Annotated in this window: 20 protein-coding genes; 7 read left to right on the top strand and 13 right to left on the bottom strand. The window is 70.0% G+C overall.

Features of this window, described 5'->3' with window-relative positions; genetic code table 11:
• Nucleotides 1–73: 73 nt before the first annotated feature.
• Both ACWD10_RS30325 and ACWD10_RS30320 read left to right on the top strand, forming a co-directional pair.
• Nucleotides 74–1,072, top strand: coding sequence for a C40 family peptidase (locus ACWD10_RS30325; protein ID WP_451096696.1), 999 nt, complete (start codon nucleotides 74–76; stop codon nucleotides 1,070–1,072).
• Between the two features lie 255 nt (nucleotides 1,073–1,327).
• Entirely contained in the window at nucleotides 1,328–2,104 is a 777-nt protein-coding gene (locus ACWD10_RS30320) for a phosphatase PAP2 family protein (protein WP_451096660.1), read from the top strand.
• A gap of 1 nt (nucleotide 2,105) precedes the next feature.
• On the opposite strand, the gene ACWD10_RS30315 is transcribed toward ACWD10_RS30320, so the two are convergent.
• The 4 genes from ACWD10_RS30315 to ACWD10_RS30300 form a co-directional block, all read right to left on the bottom strand.
• On the bottom strand, nucleotides 2,106–2,228 hold the full coding sequence (locus tag ACWD10_RS30315; RefSeq protein WP_451096658.1) for a hypothetical protein: 123 nt from the start codon (nucleotides 2,226–2,228) through the stop codon (nucleotides 2,106–2,108).
• Between the two features lie 122 nt (nucleotides 2,229–2,350).
• Nucleotides 2,351–2,626, bottom strand: a complete 276-nt coding sequence (locus tag ACWD10_RS30310) for a hypothetical protein (RefSeq protein WP_451096656.1) — start codon at nucleotides 2,624–2,626, stop codon at nucleotides 2,351–2,353.
• 228 nt (nucleotides 2,627–2,854) lie between these two features.
• Nucleotides 2,855–4,492: an FAD-binding oxidoreductase gene (locus ACWD10_RS30305; RefSeq protein ID WP_451096654.1), complete on the bottom strand. Its 1,638-nt coding sequence runs from the start codon at nucleotides 4,490–4,492 to the stop codon at nucleotides 2,855–2,857.
• Between the two features lie 216 nt (nucleotides 4,493–4,708).
• The gene (locus tag ACWD10_RS30300; protein ID WP_451096652.1) at nucleotides 4,709–4,873 is read right to left on the bottom strand and encodes a hypothetical protein; all 165 of its coding nucleotides are present in this window, start codon (nucleotides 4,871–4,873) and stop codon (nucleotides 4,709–4,711) included.
• Nucleotides 4,874–5,023: 150 nt separating this feature from the next.
• Between ACWD10_RS30300 and ACWD10_RS30295 the strand changes: the two genes are divergently transcribed.
• Nucleotides 5,024–5,938, top strand: a complete 915-nt coding sequence (locus tag ACWD10_RS30295; RefSeq protein ID WP_451096694.1) for a hypothetical protein — start codon at nucleotides 5,024–5,026, stop codon at nucleotides 5,936–5,938.
• Nucleotides 5,939–6,078: 140 nt separating this feature from the next.
• Entirely contained in the window at nucleotides 6,079–6,267 is a 189-nt protein-coding gene (locus ACWD10_RS30290) for a hypothetical protein (RefSeq protein WP_451096650.1), read from the top strand.
• Nucleotides 6,268–6,307: 40 nt separating this feature from the next.
• Here ACWD10_RS30290 and ACWD10_RS30285 read toward each other — a convergent pair whose 3' ends face one another.
• The gene (locus tag ACWD10_RS30285; protein ID WP_451096648.1) at nucleotides 6,308–6,682 is read right to left on the bottom strand and encodes a metal-sensitive transcriptional regulator; all 375 of its coding nucleotides are present in this window, start codon (nucleotides 6,680–6,682) and stop codon (nucleotides 6,308–6,310) included.
• A gap of 313 nt (nucleotides 6,683–6,995) precedes the next feature.
• Here ACWD10_RS30285 and ACWD10_RS30280 point away from each other — a divergent pair, with 313 nt between their 5' ends.
• Nucleotides 6,996–7,616: a DUF47 domain-containing protein gene (locus ACWD10_RS30280; RefSeq protein WP_451096646.1), complete on the top strand. Its 621-nt coding sequence runs from the start codon at nucleotides 6,996–6,998 to the stop codon at nucleotides 7,614–7,616.
• A gap of 5 nt (nucleotides 7,617–7,621) precedes the next feature.
• Nucleotides 7,622–8,620, top strand: coding sequence for an anion permease (locus ACWD10_RS30275; RefSeq protein ID WP_451096644.1), 999 nt, complete (start codon nucleotides 7,622–7,624; stop codon nucleotides 8,618–8,620).
• A 131-nt stretch (nucleotides 8,621–8,751) separates the two neighbouring features.
• Here ACWD10_RS30275 and pstB read toward each other — a convergent pair whose 3' ends face one another.
• From pstB to mshD, 8 genes are all read right to left on the bottom strand, one after another.
• Nucleotides 8,752–9,531, bottom strand: a complete 780-nt coding sequence (pstB, locus tag ACWD10_RS30270; protein ID WP_451096642.1) for a phosphate ABC transporter ATP-binding protein PstB — start codon at nucleotides 9,529–9,531, stop codon at nucleotides 8,752–8,754.
• A 31-nt stretch (nucleotides 9,532–9,562) separates the two neighbouring features.
• Nucleotides 9,563–10,636, bottom strand: a complete 1,074-nt coding sequence (gene pstA / locus ACWD10_RS30265; protein WP_451096640.1) for a phosphate ABC transporter permease PstA — start codon at nucleotides 10,634–10,636, stop codon at nucleotides 9,563–9,565.
• Nucleotides 10,633–11,640: a phosphate ABC transporter permease subunit PstC gene (pstC, locus tag ACWD10_RS30260; protein ID WP_451096638.1), complete on the bottom strand. Its 1,008-nt coding sequence runs from the start codon at nucleotides 11,638–11,640 to the stop codon at nucleotides 10,633–10,635. The genes pstA and pstC overlap by 4 nt, the downstream gene beginning before the upstream one ends.
• Nucleotides 11,641–11,761: 121 nt before the next feature.
• Nucleotides 11,762–12,883 carry a phosphate ABC transporter substrate-binding protein PstS gene (pstS, locus tag ACWD10_RS30255; protein WP_451096636.1) on the bottom strand — a complete coding sequence of 374 codons (1,122 nt, stop codon included), beginning with the start codon at nucleotides 12,881–12,883 and terminating at the stop codon, nucleotides 11,762–11,764.
• A 339-nt stretch (nucleotides 12,884–13,222) separates the two neighbouring features.
• On the bottom strand, nucleotides 13,223–13,660 hold the full coding sequence (locus ACWD10_RS30250) for an NUDIX hydrolase (RefSeq protein WP_451096634.1): 438 nt from the start codon (nucleotides 13,658–13,660) through the stop codon (nucleotides 13,223–13,225).
• Entirely contained in the window at nucleotides 13,657–14,805 is a 1,149-nt protein-coding gene (locus ACWD10_RS30245) for a CHAD domain-containing protein (protein WP_451096632.1), read from the bottom strand. Before ACWD10_RS30245 ends, ACWD10_RS30250 begins: the two co-directional genes overlap by 4 nt.
• Nucleotides 14,786–17,152, bottom strand: a complete 2,367-nt coding sequence (locus ACWD10_RS30240) for an RNA degradosome polyphosphate kinase (RefSeq protein WP_451096630.1) — start codon at nucleotides 17,150–17,152, stop codon at nucleotides 14,786–14,788. The genes ACWD10_RS30245 and ACWD10_RS30240 overlap by 20 nt, the downstream gene beginning before the upstream one ends.
• Before the next feature lie 181 nt (nucleotides 17,153–17,333).
• A complete protein-coding gene (gene mshD / locus ACWD10_RS30235; protein WP_451096628.1) occupies nucleotides 17,334–18,260 on the bottom strand; it encodes a mycothiol synthase in 927 nt (308 codons plus the stop codon).
• Nucleotides 18,261–18,427: 167 nt separating this feature from the next.
• Here mshD and ACWD10_RS30230 point away from each other — a divergent pair, with 167 nt between their 5' ends.
• Entirely contained in the window at nucleotides 18,428–20,257 is a 1,830-nt protein-coding gene (locus tag ACWD10_RS30230) for a bifunctional metallophosphatase/5'-nucleotidase (protein ID WP_451096626.1), read from the top strand.
• Nucleotides 20,258–20,311 lie beyond the last annotated feature (54 nt).

Raw genomic sequence — 20,311 nt, 5'->3', positions numbered from 1 at the left:
CGCGGCGCGTCGGCGGAGCGGCAGTTCGAGCGCGGAGTGCCAAGAAACGTCAGGGAACCAGGGGTGGTTGACGGTGCGTAAGGCCGTGGTGGTGGGGTCCTCCGCCGTTGCCGGGCTCGCCGCTTTTCTCGGGCTGCTCGTGGTCGGTACGTACGTGGTCGCCGGGAACCTCGCCGGTGGCGTCGGCAAGGGCACCGTCGGCCTGGCCAAGGGGGCTGTTCCCAGCGCGTACCAACCGCTCGTACAGAAGTGGGGGAACCTCTGCCCCGCCATCAACCCCGCGCTGCTCGCCGCGCAGTTGTACCAGGAGAGCGGCTGGAACCCTAAGGCGCAGAGCGCCGCGGCGGCGCAGGGCATCGCGCAGTTCATCCCCGGGACCTGGGCCACGCACGGGGTCGACGGCGACCAGGACGGGGACCGGGATGTGTGGGACCCGGCCGACGCGATTCCCTCCGCCGCGTCGTACGACTGCAAACTGGCCGGCTACGTGAAGGACGCCCCGGGCGACGCGACCTCGAACATGCTCGCCGCGTACAACGCGGGCGCCTACGCCGTCATCAAGTACGGCGGCGTCCCCCCGTACCGCGAGACGCAGAACTACGTAAAGACGATCACCGACCTGTCGAAGAGCTTCGCCAAGCCGGTAGGGCGCGTGGACCCCTCCCGTCAGGCCGCCGGGGCCATTCACTTCGCGCAGGAGCATCTCGGGGAGCCCTACCTCTGGGGCGGGGACGGGACGCCTGAGGACGGTGGCCGGTTCGACTGTTCGGGGCTGACCAAGGCCGCGTACAAATCGGTCGGGGTCACGTTGCCGCGGGTCGCCAATGATCAGTACAACGCCGGGCCGCATCCCACACGGGCTGAACTCCTCCCCGGGGACCTGGTGTTCTTCTCGGACGACCTCACCAATTCCCGGGCCATCCGGCACGTGGGGATCTACGTCGGCGGCGGATACATGATCGACGCTCCGCGCACCGGGGCCGTGATCCGGTTCACGCCGATCGACACCCCGGACTACTTCGGGGCGACCCGGGTCACCGAGGACGGGGCGAAGGCGCTCGCCATGGGGTGATCGGTGGCCGGTGGCCGGTGGCCGATGATTGGTGGCCGGTGATCGGTCGCCGGTTTCCGTGGCGTGAAGCCATGGGGTGAGCTGGGGCGATGAATCTCTCTTCGATAACGTCTGGGTGATCTTTCGGTCGAGTACGGAACCCGGTCCCGGTCGCTGGACGTTCCCTTGTCCGTACAGCCGTACGCCGATGGGATTCCGTCGTACGGAACCGATCCTTCGCACCGCGACAAGCACCATGACAAGGGGCCGCGCATCATGGCTGGACCAGAGACCTCCGGGGCGACCTCCGGGTCGGGTCCTGACGTCGGGCTGCTCTACGACATCAACGGCCTCGCCAAGTCCGCCCCGCCCTGGGTCGACCGCGTCGTGGGCTTCGTCGGTGAGTACGGGCTGCTGCTCGGCATGGTCCTGCTCGGCCTCTGGTGCTGGTACGCCGTGCGGCGCCGGGACGACGCCGAGGCGTCCTTCGCCGCGCTCGTGTGGGCGCCGCTCGCGGCCGGGATCGCGGTGCTCGTGAACATTCCGATCCGGGGGTTCGTGGAGCGGCCGCGGCCGTTCAAGGACCACCAGGGGCTCGAGGTCCTGGTCGACGGCAAGACGGACTTCTCGTTCGTCAGCGACCACGCCACGCTCGCCATGGCCCTGGGCGTCGGACTCTTCGTCGCACACCGGAAGTTCGGGCTCATCGGGATCGGGCTCGCGCTCGTCGAGGGCTTCTGCCGGGTCTACATGGGCGTGCACTACCCGACGGACGTCGTGGGCGGGTTCGCGCTCGGCACGGCGGTCGCGCTGCTCCTCGCGCCGGTCGCCATGTGGCTGCTCACGCCGGTCGTCACGGCGGTCGCGGGGACGCGGCGCCTTGGCTGGCTGGTCCGGGCTCGGGGGGTGCAGCGGGACGGCCTGGGCGGCCCCGATGGTGAGGGCCTGGGTGCGGATGCGGGTGCGGATGCCGGTTCCGGGGCCGGGGTGCCCGCGCCTCGTTCTGAGGCTTCCGATGACGGCTCGCCCGCCGCCAAGGACCTCGCCGCGTAGGTCAGCCTCCGGTCAGGGCGGCCACCCACGCCGTCACCGCCGTGCGCGTCGCGTGCTCCAAGTACGGGAAGCAGTACAGGAGTACGGCGCCAAGAACGCAGAGCACCGAACCGCCGAACATCACCCTGACCGCCGTACGGCCTTCCCTTCGCGGACTTCGTGGGCTGCGCGTACTGCGTGGACTGCACGTACTGCGCGTACTGGGCGCGCTGCGCGGACTTTGGTGATGCCGCCGGGGGCGGGGGCTCAGTCCTCTCCGTCCGAAGCGTCGTCCTCGGGGCGGCGCCTGCGCAGCATCACGACGCCGATGACGGCCGCGCCCGCGGCGACCGCCGCGGAACCGAGGGCCAGCGGGCCCGCCTCGGAGTGCTCGGCGGCGACGCTCCGCGTCGTGGTGGTGGCTTCGGCCGATGGATGCTGTTCGGCCGCGGCGGCTGGCTGTGCGGCGCCGAGGCCCAGGACGAGGGCCGCGGCGGCTGCGGAGCCGAGCGGAGCTATTCGTGGCTGGTGCGATCCGGTCATGGTGCCCTGCCCTGTCGGGGTTGGGGTCGGATGGACCCTTTCAGGGCAACGCGAGTCCTTGGGCGGGGCCAGCGGGGGGCTGCGTGGCTGGGCCGTACGGGGGGAGTGGAGGGGGCCGTACGGGGGATGGCGCCTGCGGCGGGCTTTCTTCCCCAGCCCTGCCCCTTCCCGAAACCGGGGGCTCTGCCCCCGGACCCCCGGTCCTCAAACGCCGGACGGGCTGGACAGTCAGAGCGCCTGTGGGAAGTCGAACATCCGGTCCGGGTCGTACTGCTTCTTCAGCTTCGCGAGCCGCCCGGCCGCCGAACCGTAGTACGCCGTACGCCAGTTGCTCAGCGACGGGTCCGGGTAGTTCTGGTACGCCGCCCCGGAGGCGTACCGCCGCATCGCCCCGTGGGTGTCTTTCAGCCAGCCTTGCGCCGCCTTGCCGGACGTGCCCGCCTTCCACGCGCCGATGTACTGCGCGAGCACCCGGCTGCGCCGGTGCACGAAGGCCGTAGCCGTCGGGTCGACCCGGTTGATCGCCCCGCCGAGCGAGGTGAGCGCGACCGAGCCCGGGCCGCCCTTGACCTGCTCGACCTGGGAGAGCAGCGTCCGGATCCCGGCCTCCGACAGGTTCCGGTCGTAGAAGTCGGAGGTGGCCGCGTACGTCTCCCGCTGGAGCACGCCCGCCGCGTCCCGCCCCGGCGTGGTGCCGGGCAGATGGCACTGGTCGTCGTCCTCGAAGCCGGAGCAGCCCGCGTAGATCTCCATGGCCTCCGCGTACGAGCGGCGCTTCAGCGAGACGTTGCTCGCCGGGCCGGGTCCGCCGGGGCCGTCGGCCAGGCGGTCGACCGCGTTCTGCAGCTCGGTGTAGCCGCCGAGCGAGAACGCCGCGATGTTGATGGTCGGGCCGCCGCCGGGGGCCGCGGCCAGGTGCAGCGCCGACCAGATCTCGTCGTCCTGGTCCGGGCCCCACTTCTGCCAGGCCGCGAGCACCTTGGCCGCCTTGCTCCACGGCCACGTCATGAACGCCGTGACGGCCTGCGGCGCCGGGTGGGTACGGAAGCGCAGCTCGGTGACGACGCCGAAGTTGCCGTTGCCCGCGCCGCGCAGCGCCCAGAACAGATTGGCGTTCTCGCTCTTGGAACAGGTGAGTTGGCGCCCGTCGGCCGTGATCAGGGTCGCCTGCGTGAGGCTGTCGCAGGTCAGGCCGTATGCCCGGGAGGTGACGCCGTGGCCGCCGCCGAGTGTGAGCCCGGAGACGCCGACGGACGGGCAGGAACCGGCCGGAATGGTCGTGCCCTTCGCGGCGAGCGACCGGTAGACGTCGATGAGCTTCGCGCCCGCGCCGATCGTGGCCGCCGAGCCGGAGGCCCGCACCGTGGCGAGCTTCGACACGTCGATGATCAGGCGGCCGTCGCCGGAGGACCAACCCGCGTAGGAATGGCCGCCGTTGCGGATGGAGACCGGCGTCTTGTGCTTGCGCGCGAACTCCAGGGCCGTGCGGACGTCCTCGGCGTGCGCCACGTACGCGACGCCCGCGGGCTTCAACGTGTCGTAACGCGTGTTGTAGAGCTGGCGCGCCGAGGCCCAGTCGGCATCGCCCGGGCGGACGAGCTCGCCGTCGAGCCCCTTGCCGAGCGCGCTCCAGGCGCGGCCCGACGGGGCGCGGGTCGGCCCACCGCCCGCGCTCTGCGCGGCGGTCGAGCTGCTCGACGTATGCGCGGTGTGCGCGGTGTCCGTCGGAGTGCCGCTTCCGCCCCCTTTGCTGCATGCGGTCAGGCCCGCGCCGAGGGCGAGCGCGGCCCCCGCGGTGAGCGCCTGCCGACGGGCCACACCTCCTGCGGTGGCCTGGTGATTCTGTGTCTCTGTCCTGCGGTTCATGTCGCCTCCCGGGGGACGAGACGGCAGGGGTGGTGGCCGGGTTCCACCCGTGACGCATTGACGCACCGTCGCGACGTGGCTATTACGCGACGCCGCCCGGACTGGCCGGACTGCCCGGACCGCCCGGACTGCCCGGACCGCCCGGACCGCCCGGCACTCCGCCACGATCCCGCCATCGTGGCTCAGGCGCCATGCCCCAGCGACTTCATTCCCGGCTCAGGCCGCCGCCCTGTGCTCCTCGGCGTCCGTGCGGGCCTTCGAGCGGGCGCGGCGGGCCGGGCCGCGCCAGCCGCAACTACAGCGGGCCGCGCAGAAACGGCCCTGCTCGACCGTGGTGGTGCGGTGCTCGGTGGCTTCCGAGGGGTCTTCGTACGGAGACACGCGGGCCACGGTAACGGCCACGGGTGAACTGCCGCCCGGCGCCAGCTCCGCGTCGGCTCCGTGCGGGCTCCGTGACGGGCGTACGGACCGGTCGTTAAGTGGAGCGGAAAGGGGCCGCAGGACCGGCCAGTGTTGGGGGTAAGCGGAACGATGGTGGTGCGGCAGCACGCGCAGACGCGCGGACGCGGGCACGGGCGCGGGCGCGGACCCGAGCGAGGAAGCGGAGCACTCGCCTCCGCGGTGACGGCCGGGGCCGTGGCCTCGCTGATGTTCGCCACGGCCGGGTGCGCCGGGGGTGGCGCCGCGGCGAGCGACCAGCCCGGCGCGGTGGACCCGGCGGAAGCGACGAACGCGGTGCGCCGTGCGGCCCTGGTGCTGACGGACGAGGGCAGCGCCGTGGCGCGTACGTCCATGGAGACGGCGACCGGCGGCACCCGGGTCACCATCCGCGGCGAGGGCGCGTACGACTTCCGGAAGCGGACCGGCCGGCTCACCGTGCTGCTTCCGCAGGACCCGGCCGGAGTCGACAAGCACAGGCCCATCACCGAACTCTTCGCGCCGGGCGCCCTGTACATGAAGAACCGCGGCGCGGGCGTCCCGGCGGACAAATGGGTACGAATCGATACGGCCGCGCTGTCCGACGGCAACCTCGTCACCGGCGGCGCCACCGATCCGATGGCCGCGGCCGAACTCCTGCGCGGGGCGCGCGAGGTGACGTACGTGGGCGAGAAGAAGCTCGTCGACGGCACGCGCGTACGGCACTACCGCGGCACGGCGGACCTCGGGCGGGCGGCGGAGCTCGCCGCCGCGGAGAACCAGAAGGTGTTCGAGGCGGCGGCGAAAGGGTTCGCCAAGGCCACGGTGCCGTTCGACGCGTACCTCGACGATGAGGGGCGACTGCGCAAGATTCGCCACCGGTTCAGCGTCGCCAACCAGGATGCGGGTCGTAGCGCGGAGGCGATGGCCGTGGTGTCGACGACGGTTCTGTACCGGTTCGGGGCGCCGGTTCGGGCCCAACTGCCCAAGGATGAGGACATTTTCGCGGGGCAGATCGCCGAGCGGTAGGACGTGCGGCGAGCCGCCCGGACCGATGGGATCAGGCCGATTTCACGCCAGGCCCGGCACCGCAAATAGCCCGTCCGTGCCATGCGCGGTGCGTAGGGCGCTCCCTACTCTAGGAATTCGGTGACGGCCGGGAAGAGGTGATGTACGTGGCTGCGATGCCCAGCAAGGCGGCGGTCCACGACCACGTTGCCCTCGCCGAGATCGAGTTGTGCGGCGAACTGATCATCGCGGCGTCGGCGGCGGAGGGGCGGCTGAGCGTCGCCCGGATCGATGAGGTGCTGCGGGTGCATGAATCAGCCCGTCCGGCGTTCGAGGACGAGTGCGTTTAGCGCGACGAAGGGGGGTCTGGGGGCGCAGCCCCCAGGAAGATCACGTACGCAGCAGCCGCGCGATCGCCTTGGTCGCTTCCTCCACCTTCGCGTCGATCTCCTCGCCGCCCTTGACGGCCGCGTCCGCCACGCAGTGCCGCAGGTGCTCTTCGAGGAGCTGGAGGGCGAAGGACTGGAGGGCCTTCGTGGAGGCCGAGACCTGGGTGAGTATGTCGATGCAGTAGACGTCCTCGTCGACCATCCGCTGCAGGCCGCGGATCTGGCCCTCGATCCGGCGCAGGCGCTTGAGGTGCTCGTCCTTCTGCTTGTGGTAGCCGTGCACGCCGCGGTCGTGGTCGGTGACCGTGCTGTCGGCGGGCGTCGCTTCCGTGGAGGGCGCCGCGGTGGCCGCCGCGCCGGCTTCGGTGGTCGTCATCGCGTCCTCCAGGAGTCTCGTGCTGTTCGTCGGCCGGTGACGTAGGTGTGTGACGTACGTCGTGCTTGTCGGTCCGTGCTTATCCGTACTTACCCGGTGGTGGGTTCTGTCGAGCCTGGTCGGCGGCGCCTTGCGACGCAAGGGCTTCGATACCCCGGGTAGGTATAGCGTACCCGATATTTCCTACCCCGGGACGGACCCCGTGCCAAGGACGCTCCCTGATGGGCGACACTGGAGGACGGCCCGTTAGCCGTGGCCGGATGATGCGCCTAGCATCAGCCTGACCGAAACCAGAGCACCCCGAGGACCCCACGTGCGCTTTCGTCTGACCCCGAGGGAGACGAGCTTTTACGACATGTTCTCCGCCTCCGCGGACAACATCGTCACGGGCTCCAAGCTCCTCATGGAACTGCTCGGGGCGGACGCTTCCGCCCGGGCCGAGATCGCAGAGCGGATGCGGGCCGCGGAGCACGCGGGGGACGACGCTACACACGCGATCTTCCACCAGCTGAACTCCTCGTTCATTACGCCCTTCGACCGCGAGGACATCTACAAACTCGCCTCGTCCCTCGACGACATCATGGACTTCATGGAGGAGGCCGTCGACCTGGTCGTCCTGTACCAGATCGAGGAGCTCCCCAAGGGCGTCGAGCAGCAGATCGAGGTGATCGCGCGGGCGGCCGAGCTGACCGCCGAGGCGATGCCGCACCTGCGGACGATGGAGAACCTCACGGAGTACTGGATCGAGGTCAACCGGCTCGAGAACCAGGCCGACCAGATCCACCGGAAGCTGCTCGCGCACCTCTTCAACGGCAAATACGACGCGATCGAGGTGCTGAAGCTGAAGCAGATCGTGGACGTTCTTGAGGAGGCGGCCGACGCGTTCGAGCACGTCGCCAACACCGTGGAGACCATCGCGGTCAAGGAGTCCTGAACCTCGTGGACACCTTTGCCCTTGTCGTGACCGTCGGGGTCGCGCTCTTCTTCACGTACACCAATGGCTTCCACGATTCGGCGAACGCCATCGCCACCTCGGTGTCGACGCGAGCCCTGACCCCGCGGGCCGCGCTCGCGATGGCCGCGGTGATGAACCTGGCCGGTGCCTTCCTGGGCAGCGGTGTCGCCAAGACCGTCAGTGAGGGCCTGATCGAGACGCCCGCGGGCTCGAAGGGGATGGGGATTCTCTTCGCCGCCCTGGTCGGGGCGATCGTCTGGAACCTGATCACCTGGTACTACGGGCTGCCGTCGTCCTCGTCGCACGCGCTGTTCGGCGGGCTCGTGGGGGCGGCGCTTGCCGGTGGGATCGGCGTGCTCTGGTCCGGGGTGATCGAGAAGATCGTCATCCCCATGTTCGTGTCGCCGGTCGTCGGGCTGCTCGTCGGGTACCTGGTGATGTGCGCGATCATGTGGATGTTCCGCAAGTCCAACCCGCACAAGGCCAAGCGCGGCTTCCGGATCGCGCAGACGGTGTCGGCGGCGGGGATGGCGCTCGGTCACGGTCTTCAGGACGCGCAGAAGACGATGGGCATCGTGGTGATGGCGCTCGTCATCGCCGACGTCGAGAACCCCGGGGATCCGATTCCGGTCTGGGTGAAGATCGCGTGTGCGGTGATGCTGTCGCTCGGTACGTACGCCGGTGGGTGGCGGATCATGCGGACCCTCGGGCGGAAGATCATCGAGCTGGACCCGCCGCAGGGGTTCGCGGCGGAGACGACGGGTGCCGGGATCATGTTCACTACGGCGTTCATGTTCCACGCGCCGATCTCCACGACGCACGTGATTACGTCGGCGATCATGGGTGTGGGCGCGACGAAGCGGGTCAACGCGGTGCGTTGGGGCGTCGCGAAGAACATCATCCTGGGGTGGTTCATCACGATGCCGGCGGCTGCGCTTGTCGCTGCGCTGAGCTTCTGGGTTGTGAACCTGGCGTTCCTGTAGGCGGGTAACTGGGGGCTCCGCCCCCAGACCCCCGCCATACAAATGGGCCCGCACCCCTCCCGGGGTGCGGGCCCTTGCCGTGCGGTGGCACCGCCATGCAGCACCGCACAGCAGTCACGGGGGACGTCCGGTCAGCCGAAGCGGCCGGAGATGTAGTCCTCGGTGGCCTGGACGGACGGGTTGGAGAAGATGCGTTCCGTCTCGTCGATCTCGATGAGCTTGCCGGGCTGGCCCACCGCCGCCAGGTTGAAGAACGCCGTGCGGTCCGAGACACGGGCCGCCTGCTGCATGTTGTGCGTCACGATGACGATCGTGAAGCGTTCCTTCAGGTCGCCGATCAGGTCCTCGATCGCCAGCGTGGAGATCGGGTCCAGGGCCGAGCAGGGCTCGTCCATCAGCAGGACCTGCGGCTCCACCGCGATCGCCCGTGCGATGCAGAGGCGCTGCTGCTGACCACCCGACAGGCCCGAGCCGGGCTTGTTCAGACGGTCCTTGACCTCGTTCCAGAGGTTCGCGCCCTTCAGGGACTTCTCGACCACGTCCTGGAGCTCGGACTTCTTCTTCGCCATGCCGTTGAGGCGCAGGCCCGCCGCCACGTTGTCGAAGATCGACATCGTCGGGAACGGGTTCGGGCGCTGGAAGACCATGCCGATGGTGCGGCGTACGTTCACGGGGTCGATGCCCGAGGCGTACAGGTCGTCGCCGTCCAGGAGCACCTTGCCCTCGACGCGGCCACCGGGGGTGACCTCGTGCATGCGGTTCAGGGTGCGCAGGAACGTCGACTTGCCGCAGCCGGACGGGCCGATGAAGGCCGTCACCGAGCGGGGCTCGACCGTCATGGAGATGTCGTCGATTGCCTTGTGGCTGCCGTAGTAGGCGGTGAGACCGCTGACGTCGATTCGCTTGGCCATTGCTGTCACTTCACTTTCTGGTGCCGCGCAGTCAGCGGCCGGTCTTCGGGGCCTTCCAGCGGGCTATGCCGCGGGCCACGATGTTGAGGATCATGATGAAGGCGATGAGGGTGAGGGCCGCCGCCCAGGCCCGGTCGTAGGAGGCCGTGCTGCCCGCCGCGTACTGCTGGTAGATGTACAGCGGCAGGGAGCCCTGGGCCCCGTCGAACGGGTTGCTGTTGATGAAGGGGTTCACCCAGACCAGGAGCAGGACCGGGGCGGTCTCACCGGCGATACGGGCCACGGCCAGCATGACGCCGGTCGTGATGCCGCCGATCGCCGTCGGCAGGACCACCTTGAGGATGGTCCGCCACTTCGGCACGCCCAGGGCGAGGGACGCCTCGCGCAGCTCGTTCGGGACGAGCTTGAGCATCTCCTCGGTGGAGCGGACGACCACCGGCATCATCAGGATCGAGAGCGCCATGGCGCCCGCCCAGCCGGAGAAGTCGAAGCCCAGGATCAGGATCCAGAAGCTGAGGACGAACAGACCCGCGACGATCGACGGGATACCCGTCATGACGTCGACGAAGAAGGTGACGACCTTCGCGAGCCAGCCGCGGCCGTACTCGACGAGGTAGATCGCCGTCAGGATGCCGATCGGCACCGCGATCAGGGAGGCCAGGCCCACCTGCTGCAGGGTGCCGATGATGGCGTGGTTGATGCCGCCGCCCACTTCCTGGTCGGCGACGACGCCCATCGAGTGGGTCAGGAAGAAGACATCGAGGACCTTGATGCCCCGCTCCACGGTCTCCCAGAGCAGGGAGGCCAGCGGGACGACCGCGAGCAGGAAGGTCACCCAGATCATCGAGGTGGCGAAGTGGTCCTTCGCCTGCCGCTTGCCCTCGACCTTGGCGGCCATGGCGTACGAGACGACCACGAACAGGAGGGCCGCGATCAGGCCCCACTGCACCCGGCTCTGAAGACCGGCGCCGATCCCGATGCCGACGCCCGCCGCGGCGGAGCCGAGCGCGATGACGAACGGTGCCCAGCGGGGCAGGCGGGCCGCGCGAAGGCCGGAGCCGGTGCCCGGGCCCTGCGTGGGCGGTTGAATGGTGGCGGTGCTCATGCGTTGGCCCCCGAGTACTCCTTGCGGCGCGCGATGATCATGCGGGCCGCGCCGTTGACCAGCAGGGTGATGACGAAGAGGACCAGACCGGAGGCGATCAGGGCGTCCCGGCCGTACTCAGTGGCCTCGTTGAACTTGCTGGCGATGTTCTGGGCGAAGGTGCCGCCGCCCGGGTCGAGCACCGAGGGCTGGATGAGGAAGCTGGGGGAGAGCACGGTGGCGACGGCGATGGTCTCGCCGAGCGCGCGGCCCAGGCCCAGCATCGAGGCGCTGATGACGCCGGAGCGGCCGAAGGGGAGCACCGACATCCGGATGACTTCCCAGCGGGTCGCGCCGAGGGCCAGGGCGGCCTCCTCGTGCATCTTCGGGACCTGGAGGAAGACCTCGCGGCTGACGTTGGTGACGATCGGCAGGATCATGATCGCCAGGAGGATGCCGACGGTCATCAGGGAGCGCGGGGCGCCGCCCGCGTACTCGAAGACGCCGGTCCAGCCGAAGTAGTCGTCGAGCCAGCTGTAGAGGCCGCCGAGGTTGGGCGCGAGCACGAGGGCGCCCCAGAGGCCGTACACGATGGAGGGCACCGCGGCGAGCAGGTCGATGACGTACGCGATCGGCGCGGCCAGCTTGCGCGGGGCGTAGTGCGAGATGAACAGCGCGATGCCGACGGCGATCGGAACCGCGATCGCCAGGGCGATGATCGAGCTCACGATCGTGCCGAAGGCCAGGACGGCGATGCCGAACTTCGGCGGGATCGCGGTGGCGTCCCACTCGAACGTGGTGAGGAAGTTGCCCGTGTTGTCCTGGAGCGCGAGGACCGCGCGGTACGTCAGGAACGCCGCGATGGCCGCCATGATGGCGAGCAGGGCGATGCCGGAGCCGCGCGAAAGACCGAGGAAGATCTTGTCGCCGGGGCGGGTGGCGCCCGTGCTGCCCTTGAGGGCGGCGGGTTCGGGGGCGGACGGGGGCGGGGTTTCTGTTGGTGCTTTTTGCGTAGATATGTCCATGGGGTTCTCCGGTCTGCGGAGCAGATCTCCTCGGTGGAGGAGAGGCGCTCCGTGGCGGCGGTGCACCGGACGGTGCGGCCGGACCGCCCCAGGAGGGCGAGACCGGCCGCACTCGGGGAGGTCAGCTCAGGTTCGCGACGGTCTCGCGGACCTTCGTGATGATCTCGTTCGGGATCGGGGCGTAGTCGTTCTCCTTGAGGACGTTCTGGCCGTCCTCGCTGGAGATGTAGGAGAGGAAGGACTTGGTGGCGGCCAGGGTGTCGGCCTTGTTGCCCTTCTCGCAGACGATTTCGTACGTCACCAGGGTGATCGGGTACGCGCCCTCGGCGGTCGGCTTGTAGTTGAGGTCCAGGGCGAGGTCCTTGCCCTTGCCGGTGACCTTGGCCTCGGCGATCGCCTTGGAGGCGTTGTCGACGGTGGCCTTGACCGGCTCCTTGGCGTCGGTCTTCAGGTCGACGGTCTTGGTGCCCTCGGCGTAGGAGAGCTCGTAGTACGAGATGGCGCCCGGGGTCTGCTTGACCTGGGCCGCGACACCGGAGGAGCCGTTCGCGGACTGGCCGCCCTTGGCCTCCCAGGTCTTGCCCGGCTCGTACTTCCAGGCCTCGGGGGCGGCGCCCTTGAGGTACTTGGTGAAGTTGTCCGTGGTGCCGGACTCGTCGGAGCGGTGGAACGCCTGGATCTTGGTGGACGGGAGCTTGGCGTCCGGGTTCAGCTTCTTGATCGCCTCGTCGTCCCAGGTCTTGATCTTGCCGTCGAAGATCTGGGCCAGGGTCTTGGCGTCCAGGACCAGGTTGTCCACGCCGGGGACGTTGTAGCCGACGGCGATCGGGCCGCCGACCATCGGCAGGTCGATGGCCTGGCTGTTCTTGCAGACCTTCTTCGACTTCTCGATCTCCTCCGGCTCCAGGGCGGAGTCCGAACCGGCGAAGGCGGTCTGGCCCTGGAGGAACGCGGTGATACCGGCGCCGGAGCCGGTGGCGTTGTACTGCACCTGCACGCCCTGGCAGGCCTGGACGTACTGCTTGACCCAGGCGTCGATGGCGTTCTTCTGGGCGGACGAGCCGGAGGCGGCCAGCTGGCCCTTGGCGTCGTCACACTTGATGTTGGCGGCGTTGGTCTCCTTGCCGCCCGTACCGCCGGTGTTTCCGGTGTCGTCCGAGCCGCACGCCGTGAGGGCCAGGGCGCCGGAGACGGCCAGAGCGCCGAGGGAGAGGGCCCGCCGGTTCTTGCGCTGAAGCTTCACTTTCGGGAGTTCCTTCCAGGAGCCGCCGGCCGGGGTGGCGGCGTGCGAAGTCTTGGTTGGGCGTGACGCGGCGGTTGGGGAGGCGCCACGCATCGCGTAAGGCCGAAATTAGGGAGGGCAGGTGAAGTGGCCGAAGGTCGAGAGTGAACGGCGGGTGAACCTCGGGCGGCGGTGTGGTTAGGTCACGGCGAGGTTACTTTGCGTTCTCCGCGCCAATGGTGCAGGACCATGCCTATCCGGACGTATGCTGACAGCTTTTCGGCCAGGTCGTGGTGATCCTGAGAAAGCACCACCCATGAGAAGGCCGCACGCATGTCAGGGCGCTCTTCCGAACGCCGCTCAGGACACCTCACCGGCTGACCGCAGTGCCTCGAGCGCGGCGGGAATCAGCTCCCGGTCGCGCTCGTGCGTCAGCCACTCGAGAGCGGTTGCCGGGGGCAGCCAGACGAGTCGGCTGATCTCCGTGCTCGGCAGGAAGGCGCCGCCCGTGGCCTCCGCCACCCAGTAGAAGACCACCTTCGGCCGGCTCTGGGCGTCGACGTAGTGCGTGTTCGGCAGCGCGGGCCCGAGGACGCAGGTCATGCCCGTCTCCTCCAGGACCTCGCGCAGGGCCGCGTCGCGCGGCTCCTCACCGGGCTTGAGCTTGCCCTTGGGCAGGGACCAGTCCTCCCACTTCGGCCGGTGGACCAGGGCGAGCTCGATGTCACCGGACGGGGAGCGGCGCCACAGGACGCAGCCCGCCGCCCACACCGTTGCCTCCGCCTCGGGCCCGGTCATGGTGCCGTGACCGGTTCCGTGGCGGCGGCCCGCAGCCAGACCCGGTGGAAGGCGAAGCGCGCCGCCTCCACGTCGTGCCGCTGGTCGGCGTGGAGCACCCCGAGGGCGTACGCCGTGGCCGGGGCGATGCGGGGGGTACGGGCCGCGGAGGCCGCGGCCGCCGCCGCCTCGGCCGCGTCCCGGTGCCGGTCGAGCGCCTGGGCCGCGCCGATCAGGCGTACGTCGGGGGCGCCGTCGGACACGACCTCCTGGGCGTAGCGGTGCAGCCGCACAAGCAGCCGCACCTGGTGCCAGGGGCCGTCCTGTGCCTCCGGCGCGGTGTCGGCGGCGAGGCCGTGGAGCAGGGCCTCGGCGTTGTACGGGTGTCCGGCGCGGAGCAGCGGCAGGGTGCCGACGGCCTCGTTGAGGCGGGCCTCCACGTCGGCGGCGAACGGGGCGAGGCTGTGGCCCGCGGCGGATTTGCGGAGGGGGACGTCGCTGGCCAGGACGGCGACCTGGTCTGCGACGGCGTGGAAGCGGGAGGAGCCGAGGGCTTGGAGCGCTGTGGAGTGGGCGCGGGTGCGGGCGAGGGTCAACTGGCGTTCGAGTAGCGCGCCTGCCTTTGCGGCGCCGACCGTCAGGCCGCTGCGGTCCGTGGCCGGTGCGGGGGGTGGGACGGCTGGGCCCGCGCCGCGGGGTTCCGCGTGCCCACCCTCCCTCACTCTCGACTGCGCTCGAGCAGGAGGTGCCCCCTTCGCCCCAGCGGAACGACTGCCCACAGCGGAACGGGGTGGCGGCGACAGCCGGTGCAGTGCCGAAAGGAGCCGTTCGAGCCGGGCGCCGTAAGCGTGCTCGCGCGCCAACGTGCCCGAGAGCCAGGCCAGTTCGCCCCGCAGTTCGTCCGACCACGCCGCGTCGAGGAGGGGTCGGAAGGTGTGCAGGGTGCCGCTGATGCGGCGGGCCGCGGCGCGCAGGGCCAGGGCCGGTTCCGTGGCCTCCTCCGCGCCGCTCTCGCGGTGCTGTCGCAGCGCGCGCAGGAACTCCGTGGCCTGCTCCCGCAGATAGCGCGCGAGGAACTCCCCCGTGGACGCGTCAGCTACAGGTGTCGCGGCTGCCACGGGTGCCGCGGCAACGGGGTCGTTACGGTCAGGGTGTCGCTGAGCCACGCCGGCGCCTCCGGGCGTCTATGAGCATCTCCTGTACGTTCCGCAGCGGCTGACCCTCGGGGTCGATGGCTTGTCTGGTCCAGTCCCCGTCCGGTCCGAGGTGCCAGGAGGCGGTGGTGTCCGCCATCCCGGTCTCCATCAGCCGGTTGAGCGCCGCGCGGTGGGCCGGGTCGGTGACCCGGACCAGGGCCTCGATCCGTCGGTCGAGGTTGCGGTGCATCATGTCCGCGCTGCCGATCCAGACCTCGGGCTCCCCGCCGTTGCCGAAGGCGAATATGCGGGAGTGCTCCAGGAAGCGGCCCAGGACCGAGCGGACGCGGATGTTCTCCGAGAGTCCTGCGACCCCCGGACGGATCGCGCAGATCCCGCGGACCCAGATGTCGACGGGTACCCCCGCCATCGATGCGCGGTAGAGCGCGTCGATGACCGCCTCGTCGACCATCGAGTTGACCTTGATCCGGATGTACGCGGGTCGGCCCGCGCGGTGCTGCTTGATCTCGTTGTTGATCCGCGTGATCAGGCCGTCCCGCAGCGACCTGGGCGCCACCAGGAGGCGGCGGTAGGTCTCGCGGCGGGAGTAGCCCGACAGGCGGTTGAAGAGGTCGGAGAGGTCCGCGCCGACCTGCGGGTCCGCGGTGAGCAGGCCCAGGTCCTCGTAGAGCCGGGCGGTCTTGGGGTGGTAGTTCCCGGTGCCCACGTGCGCGTAGCGGCGCAGCGTCTCGCCCTCCTGGCGGACCACGAGGGACAGCTTGCAGTGGGTCTTCAGGCCGACGAGCCCGTACACCACATGGCAGCCGGACTCCTCCAGCTTGCGGGCCCACTTGATGTTGGCCTGCTCGTCGAAGCGGGCCTTGAGCTCCACCAGGACGAGCACCTGCTTGCCGGACTCCGCGGCGTCTATCAGGGCGTCCACGATCGGCGAGTCACCCGAGGTCCGGTACAGCGTCTGCTTGATCGCCAGGACGTCCGGGTCGGCCGCGGCCTGCTCCAGGAAGGCCTGTACGGAGGTGGAGAAGCTGTCGTACGGGTGGTGCAGGAGCACGTCCCGCTCGCGCAGGGCCGCGAAGATGTCCGGCGCGGACGCCGACTCGACCTCGGCCAGGTCACGGTGCGTGCCCGCGACGAACTTCGGGTACTTCAGCTCCGGCCGGTCCAGACCCGCGATGCCGAAGAGGCCGGTGAGGTCGAGCGGGCCCGGCAGCGGGTAGACCTCGGCCTCGGAGATCTTCAGCTCGCGGATCAGCAGGTCGAGGACGTACTCGTCGATGGACTCCTCGACCTCGAGGCGCACCGGCGGCCCGAAGCGGCGCCGCATGAGCTCCTTCTCCAGGGCCTGGAGCAGGTTCTCGGCGTCGTCCTCCTCGACCTCGAGGTCCTCGTTGCGGGTCACCCGGAACATGTGGTGCGCGAGCACCTCCATGCCGGGGAACAGCTCCTCCAGGTGGGCCGGGGCCGCGATCACGTCCTCGATGGGGACGTACCGCCCGGGGGACGCCTCGAGGAACCGGTTGAGCAGCGGCGGCACCTTGACCCGGGCGAAGTGCTGGTGCCCGCTGAGCGGGTTCCGGACCACCACGGCCAGATTCAGGGACAGGCCGGAGATGTACGGGAACGGGTGCGCCGGGTCGACGGCCAGCGGCGTCAGGATCGGGAAGATCCGCTGCCGGAACAGCGTGAAGAGCCTGGCCTGCTCCTTCTCGGAGAGCTCGGCCCAGCGGACGATGCTGATGCCCTCGTCGGCGAGGGCCGGGGCCACGTCGTCCTGGCAGCAGGCGGCGTGCCGGGCCTGGAGTTCCCGGGTCCGGTTCCAGATCAGCTCGAGGACCTCGCGGGGCTGGAGGCCGGAGGCGGAGCGGGTGGCGACGCCGGTGGCGATGCGGCGCTTGAGGCCCGCGACCCGGACCATGAAGAACTCGTCCAGGTTCGAGGCGAAGATCGCCAGGAAGTTGGCGCGCTCCAGGAGCGGGGTGTGCGGGTCCTCGGCGAGCTCGAGCACCCGCTCGTTGAACGCGAGCCAGCTGCGCTCCCGGTCCAGGAAGCGGCCCTGCGGGAGCTCCGGGGCCCCGCCGTGCTCCTCGTAGACATCCAGGTCCGCGTCGATGTCCGGCTCCAGGTCGGAGACCGCGGCGGCCACGGTGTGCGGGCGGTGCGCGGCGATCGATCCGACGGAGGGCTGGGGGTGAAGCGGAGCCTTCGCACTTGGCTCCGGGGGGTTCGGGGGGCGTCCCCCTGAAGAACGCTGCATAAGCCCATTGTTCCGCGTCGTGGCGGAACCGGGCGCGCCGACGAGTCGCTGGTCGGGGAGGCTTCTCCCGTTCCGTTGACGCGCGGGCTCGTCGGGCTTCATTCCGTGAGCCTCGCAAGGTCAGCTGAATCACTGGTTACGGGGACATGACCTGTGGGTCATCGGAGGGCGACTCGATGAGGCCCGTCCGGCGATTGAGGACGACGCCTGTCCAGGGGTGCCGGGGGGTGCCGGGGTCTGGGGGCGGAACCCCAGACCCCGGCACCCCCCGGCCCTCCGAGGATCACGTCTCGGTGCGGTACATCAGGTCCGTCTCATGTGTGACGAAGCCGAGCCGCTCGTAGACGGAGACCGCCGCCTTGTTGTCGGCGTCGACGTAGAGCATCGCCGTCGGAAGGCCGGACGCGGCCAGGTGCCGCAGGCCGATCGTGGTGAGGGACTTGCCGAGGCCGCCGCCCTGGGCCTCGGCACGGACCCCGAGGACGTACACCTCGCCGAGCCTCTCCCGCGCGTGCACCTTCGTCCAGTGGAAGCCGAGCAGGCGGCCCTCGGCCGACTCGGCGAGGAAAAACCCGGCCGGGTCGAACCACGGCTCGGCCTTCCGGTCGTCCAGGTCACGCTGCGTGAGCGCGCCCTGCTCGGGGTGGTGTGCGAACGCGTCGGCGTTGGCGGCGAGCCAGGCCGCGTCGTCCTCGCCCGGCACGAAGGTACGGACGGTCACGCCCTCGGGCAGCACCGGGTCCGGCAGTTCGTCCGCGAGGCCCGCCAACGGCCGCCGCATCTGCCGCAGTTCGCGGAAGAGCGTGAGCCCGAGGACCTGTGCCAGGTGCCGGGCCGCGGAGTGGCCGCCGTGCGCCCAGACCCGCAGCCGCTTGCCGGAGGCGGCGAGCAGCGCGCTGCCCAGGGCCCGGCCGTGGCCGTGGCCGCGGCTCCCGGGGTGCACGACCAGCTCGCCCACGGGGGCCTCCACCGGGTCGGTGTCCTCCAGTTGGGCATAGCCGAGCAGCAGGCCGTCGACGTAGAGGAGCAGGTGGCGGACCCCTTCCCGCCGTCCTCCCCGCAGCTGCAGCCTGCCCTGTTCGGACACGGCCTGCTGGCCGTCGGTGCGGGCGGCCTCGGCGATCAGGGCGAGCACCGCTTCGGACTGCTCGGAGGTGAGCGCGTCGAGGGTCAGGATCGAGCGCTGGGGCACGGGGGCTGCGTCTGTCATGTCTTTGAGCCTACGACTCCGCGTGGGGTTCCCGGGGTTGGGTGACGGTCAACGGCAACCAGCTCGTAACCCGCGACCCCCTATTGCGCTACGCGCGTTGACTCTAGGCTGCGCGGGGTCCGGAGCAACCGGAGTGACGAGGAGCAAGAGGGGAGCTTGGGGGAGTGATGTCAGTCAGACCACAACGGCGCCTGTCCGGCGGCCGGTTGATAGCGGGCGCGGTGGCGATAGCCGCGGCCGCGGCCGTCACGGCGGTGGCGATACCCGCGGGTGCCGAGGGCACGGCGGCGGGCGGGGAGAGCGGGACCGGGACCGGGAGCGGGCGTACGGTCGACGTACAGCTCCTGTCCTTCAATGACTTCCACGGGAACCTGGAGCCGCCGGCCGGGTCGTCGGGGCAGGTCGTGGAGCGGCATGAGGACGGTACGGAGGAGAAGGTCGACGCGGGCGGCGTGGAGTATCTGGCGACCACGCTGCGCAAGGCCCGCAAGGGCCACGAGTACAGCGTGACGGCCGCGGCCGGTGATCTGATCGGCGGCAGCCCGCTGCTCTCCGGCCTCTTCCACGACGAGCCGACCGTCGAGGCCCTGAACAAGCTGAAGCTCGACGTCTCGGGCGTCGGCAACCACGAGTTCGACGAGGGCCGCAAGGAACTGGAGCGGATCCAGAAGGGCGGCTGCCACCCGGAGGACGGCTGCTACGAGGACGGCAAGGTCTTCCAGGGCGCCGACTTCCCGTATCTCGCCGCGAATGTGACGGACGAGAAGACGGGCAAGCCGATCCTGAAGCCGTACACGGTCTGGGAGAAGAACGGCGTCAAGATCGGCTTCATCGGGCTGACCCTGGAGGGCACCCCGAACATCGTCTCGGCCGAGGGCATCAAGGGCCTGAAGTTCCACGACGAGGTCGAGACGATCAACAAGTACGCCGATGAACTCGACAAGCAGGGCGTCAAGTCGATCGTCACGCTCCTGCACGAGGGCGGCGAGCCCGCCTCGCAGGCGTACAACTACGACTGCGACAGCCCCGGCCCCGGCGACGGCATCTCGGGCCCGGTCACGGACATCGCCAAGAACACCTCGCCGAAGGTCGACGCGATCGTCACCGGCCACACCCACCAGGCGTATGCCTGCACACTTCCGGACCCGGACGGCAACCCGCGCATGGTGACCTCGGCGTCGTCGTACGGGAAGCTCTATACGGATACGACGCTGACGTACGACCGCAAGACGAAGGACGTCGTGCGCACGGGCGTGAAGGCGGTGGCGTCGGAGAATCACGTCGTACGGCGTGACGTGCCGAAGGCCGCCGACATGACGTCCCTGATCGAGCGCTGGAACAAGCTGGCCAAGCCCATCGCGAGCAAGCCCGTGGGCCATATCTCCGCCGACATCCCGGGCCGTGGCGCGGGCACGCTGGAGCAGCCGCTCGGCGACCTGATCGCGGACGCGCAGCTCGCCCACGCCAAGTCCCTGGACGACAAGGCCGTGTTGGCCCTGATGAACCCCGGCGGCATCCGCTCCGATCTGGTCCACAAGGCGAGCGGCGACGAGGGCGACGGTGTGGTGACGTACGGCGAGGCCTTTACGGTGCAGCCGTTCGGGAACACCGTGAACCTGGTCGACCTGACCGGTGAGCAGCTGCTCACCGCGCTGAAGCAGCAGGTCAGCGGCGCGAACGAGGCGTCCCCGAAGATCCTCCAGGTCTCGGACGGCGTCACGTACACGCTGGACATGACCAAGTCCGGCGCGGACCGGGTGGTCGCCGACTCGGTGCAACTGAACGGTGAGCCGCTCGACCCGGCGAAGACGTACCGGGTGGCGGTCAACTCCTTCCTCGCGGGTGGCGGGGACGGCTTCACGGAGCTGGGCAAGGGCGCGAACCCGCTGGTCGGCGGGGATGACCTGGAGGCGTTCAACGCTTACCTGGCGGCGAACTCATCGGCGGAGAAGCCGCTGGACCCGCCGAAGGCGGACCGGATCACGGTGCAGAAGTGATCAGCGGGTGGCCACGTCCCGGCGCGGCTGGGGACGTGGCCACCCGTTTCGTTG

Source organism: Streptomyces sp. NPDC002851 (genome assembly GCF_053591935.1).
The sequence above is the reverse complement of the archived record's forward strand: the minus strand, read 5'-3'. Positions and strand labels throughout refer to the sequence as shown.

What these genes read in the sequence shown, in the direction of transcription:
- ACWD10_RS30320 (WP_451096660.1), top strand. Translation starts at nt 1,328, where the DNA reads ATGGCTGGACCAGAGACCTCCGGGGCGACCTCCGGGTCGGGTCCTGAC.
- ACWD10_RS30310 (WP_451096656.1), bottom strand. Translation starts at nt 2,626, where the DNA reads ATGACCGGATCGCACCAGCCACGAATAGCTCCGCTCGGCTCCGCAGCC.
- ACWD10_RS30305 (WP_451096654.1), bottom strand. Translation starts at nt 4,492, where the DNA reads ATGAACCGCAGGACAGAGACACAGAATCACCAGGCCACCGCAGGAGGT.
- ACWD10_RS30295 (WP_451096694.1), top strand. Translation starts at nt 5,024, where the DNA reads ATGGTGGTGCGGCAGCACGCGCAGACGCGCGGACGCGGGCACGGGCGC.
- ACWD10_RS30290 (WP_451096650.1), top strand. Translation starts at nt 6,079, where the DNA reads ATGTACGTGGCTGCGATGCCCAGCAAGGCGGCGGTCCACGACCACGTT.
- ACWD10_RS30285 (WP_451096648.1), bottom strand. Translation starts at nt 6,682, where the DNA reads ATGACGACCACCGAAGCCGGCGCGGCGGCCACCGCGGCGCCCTCCACG.
- pstB (WP_451096642.1), bottom strand. Translation starts at nt 9,531, where the DNA reads ATGGCCAAGCGAATCGACGTCAGCGGTCTCACCGCCTACTACGGCAGC.
- pstA (WP_451096640.1), bottom strand. Translation starts at nt 10,636, where the DNA reads ATGAGCACCGCCACCATTCAACCGCCCACGCAGGGCCCGGGCACCGGC.
- pstC (WP_451096638.1), bottom strand. Translation starts at nt 11,640, where the DNA reads ATGGACATATCTACGCAAAAAGCACCAACAGAAACCCCGCCCCCGTCC.
- ACWD10_RS30250 (WP_451096634.1), bottom strand. Translation starts at nt 13,660, where the DNA reads ATGACCGGGCCCGAGGCGGAGGCAACGGTGTGGGCGGCGGGCTGCGTC.
- ACWD10_RS30240 (WP_451096630.1), bottom strand. Translation starts at nt 17,152, where the DNA reads ATGAAGCCCGACGAGCCCGCGCGTCAACGGAACGGGAGAAGCCTCCCC.
- mshD (WP_451096628.1), bottom strand. Translation starts at nt 18,260, where the DNA reads ATGACAGACGCAGCCCCCGTGCCCCAGCGCTCGATCCTGACCCTCGAC.
- ACWD10_RS30230 (WP_451096626.1), top strand. Translation starts at nt 18,428, where the DNA reads ATGTCAGTCAGACCACAACGGCGCCTGTCCGGCGGCCGGTTGATAGCG.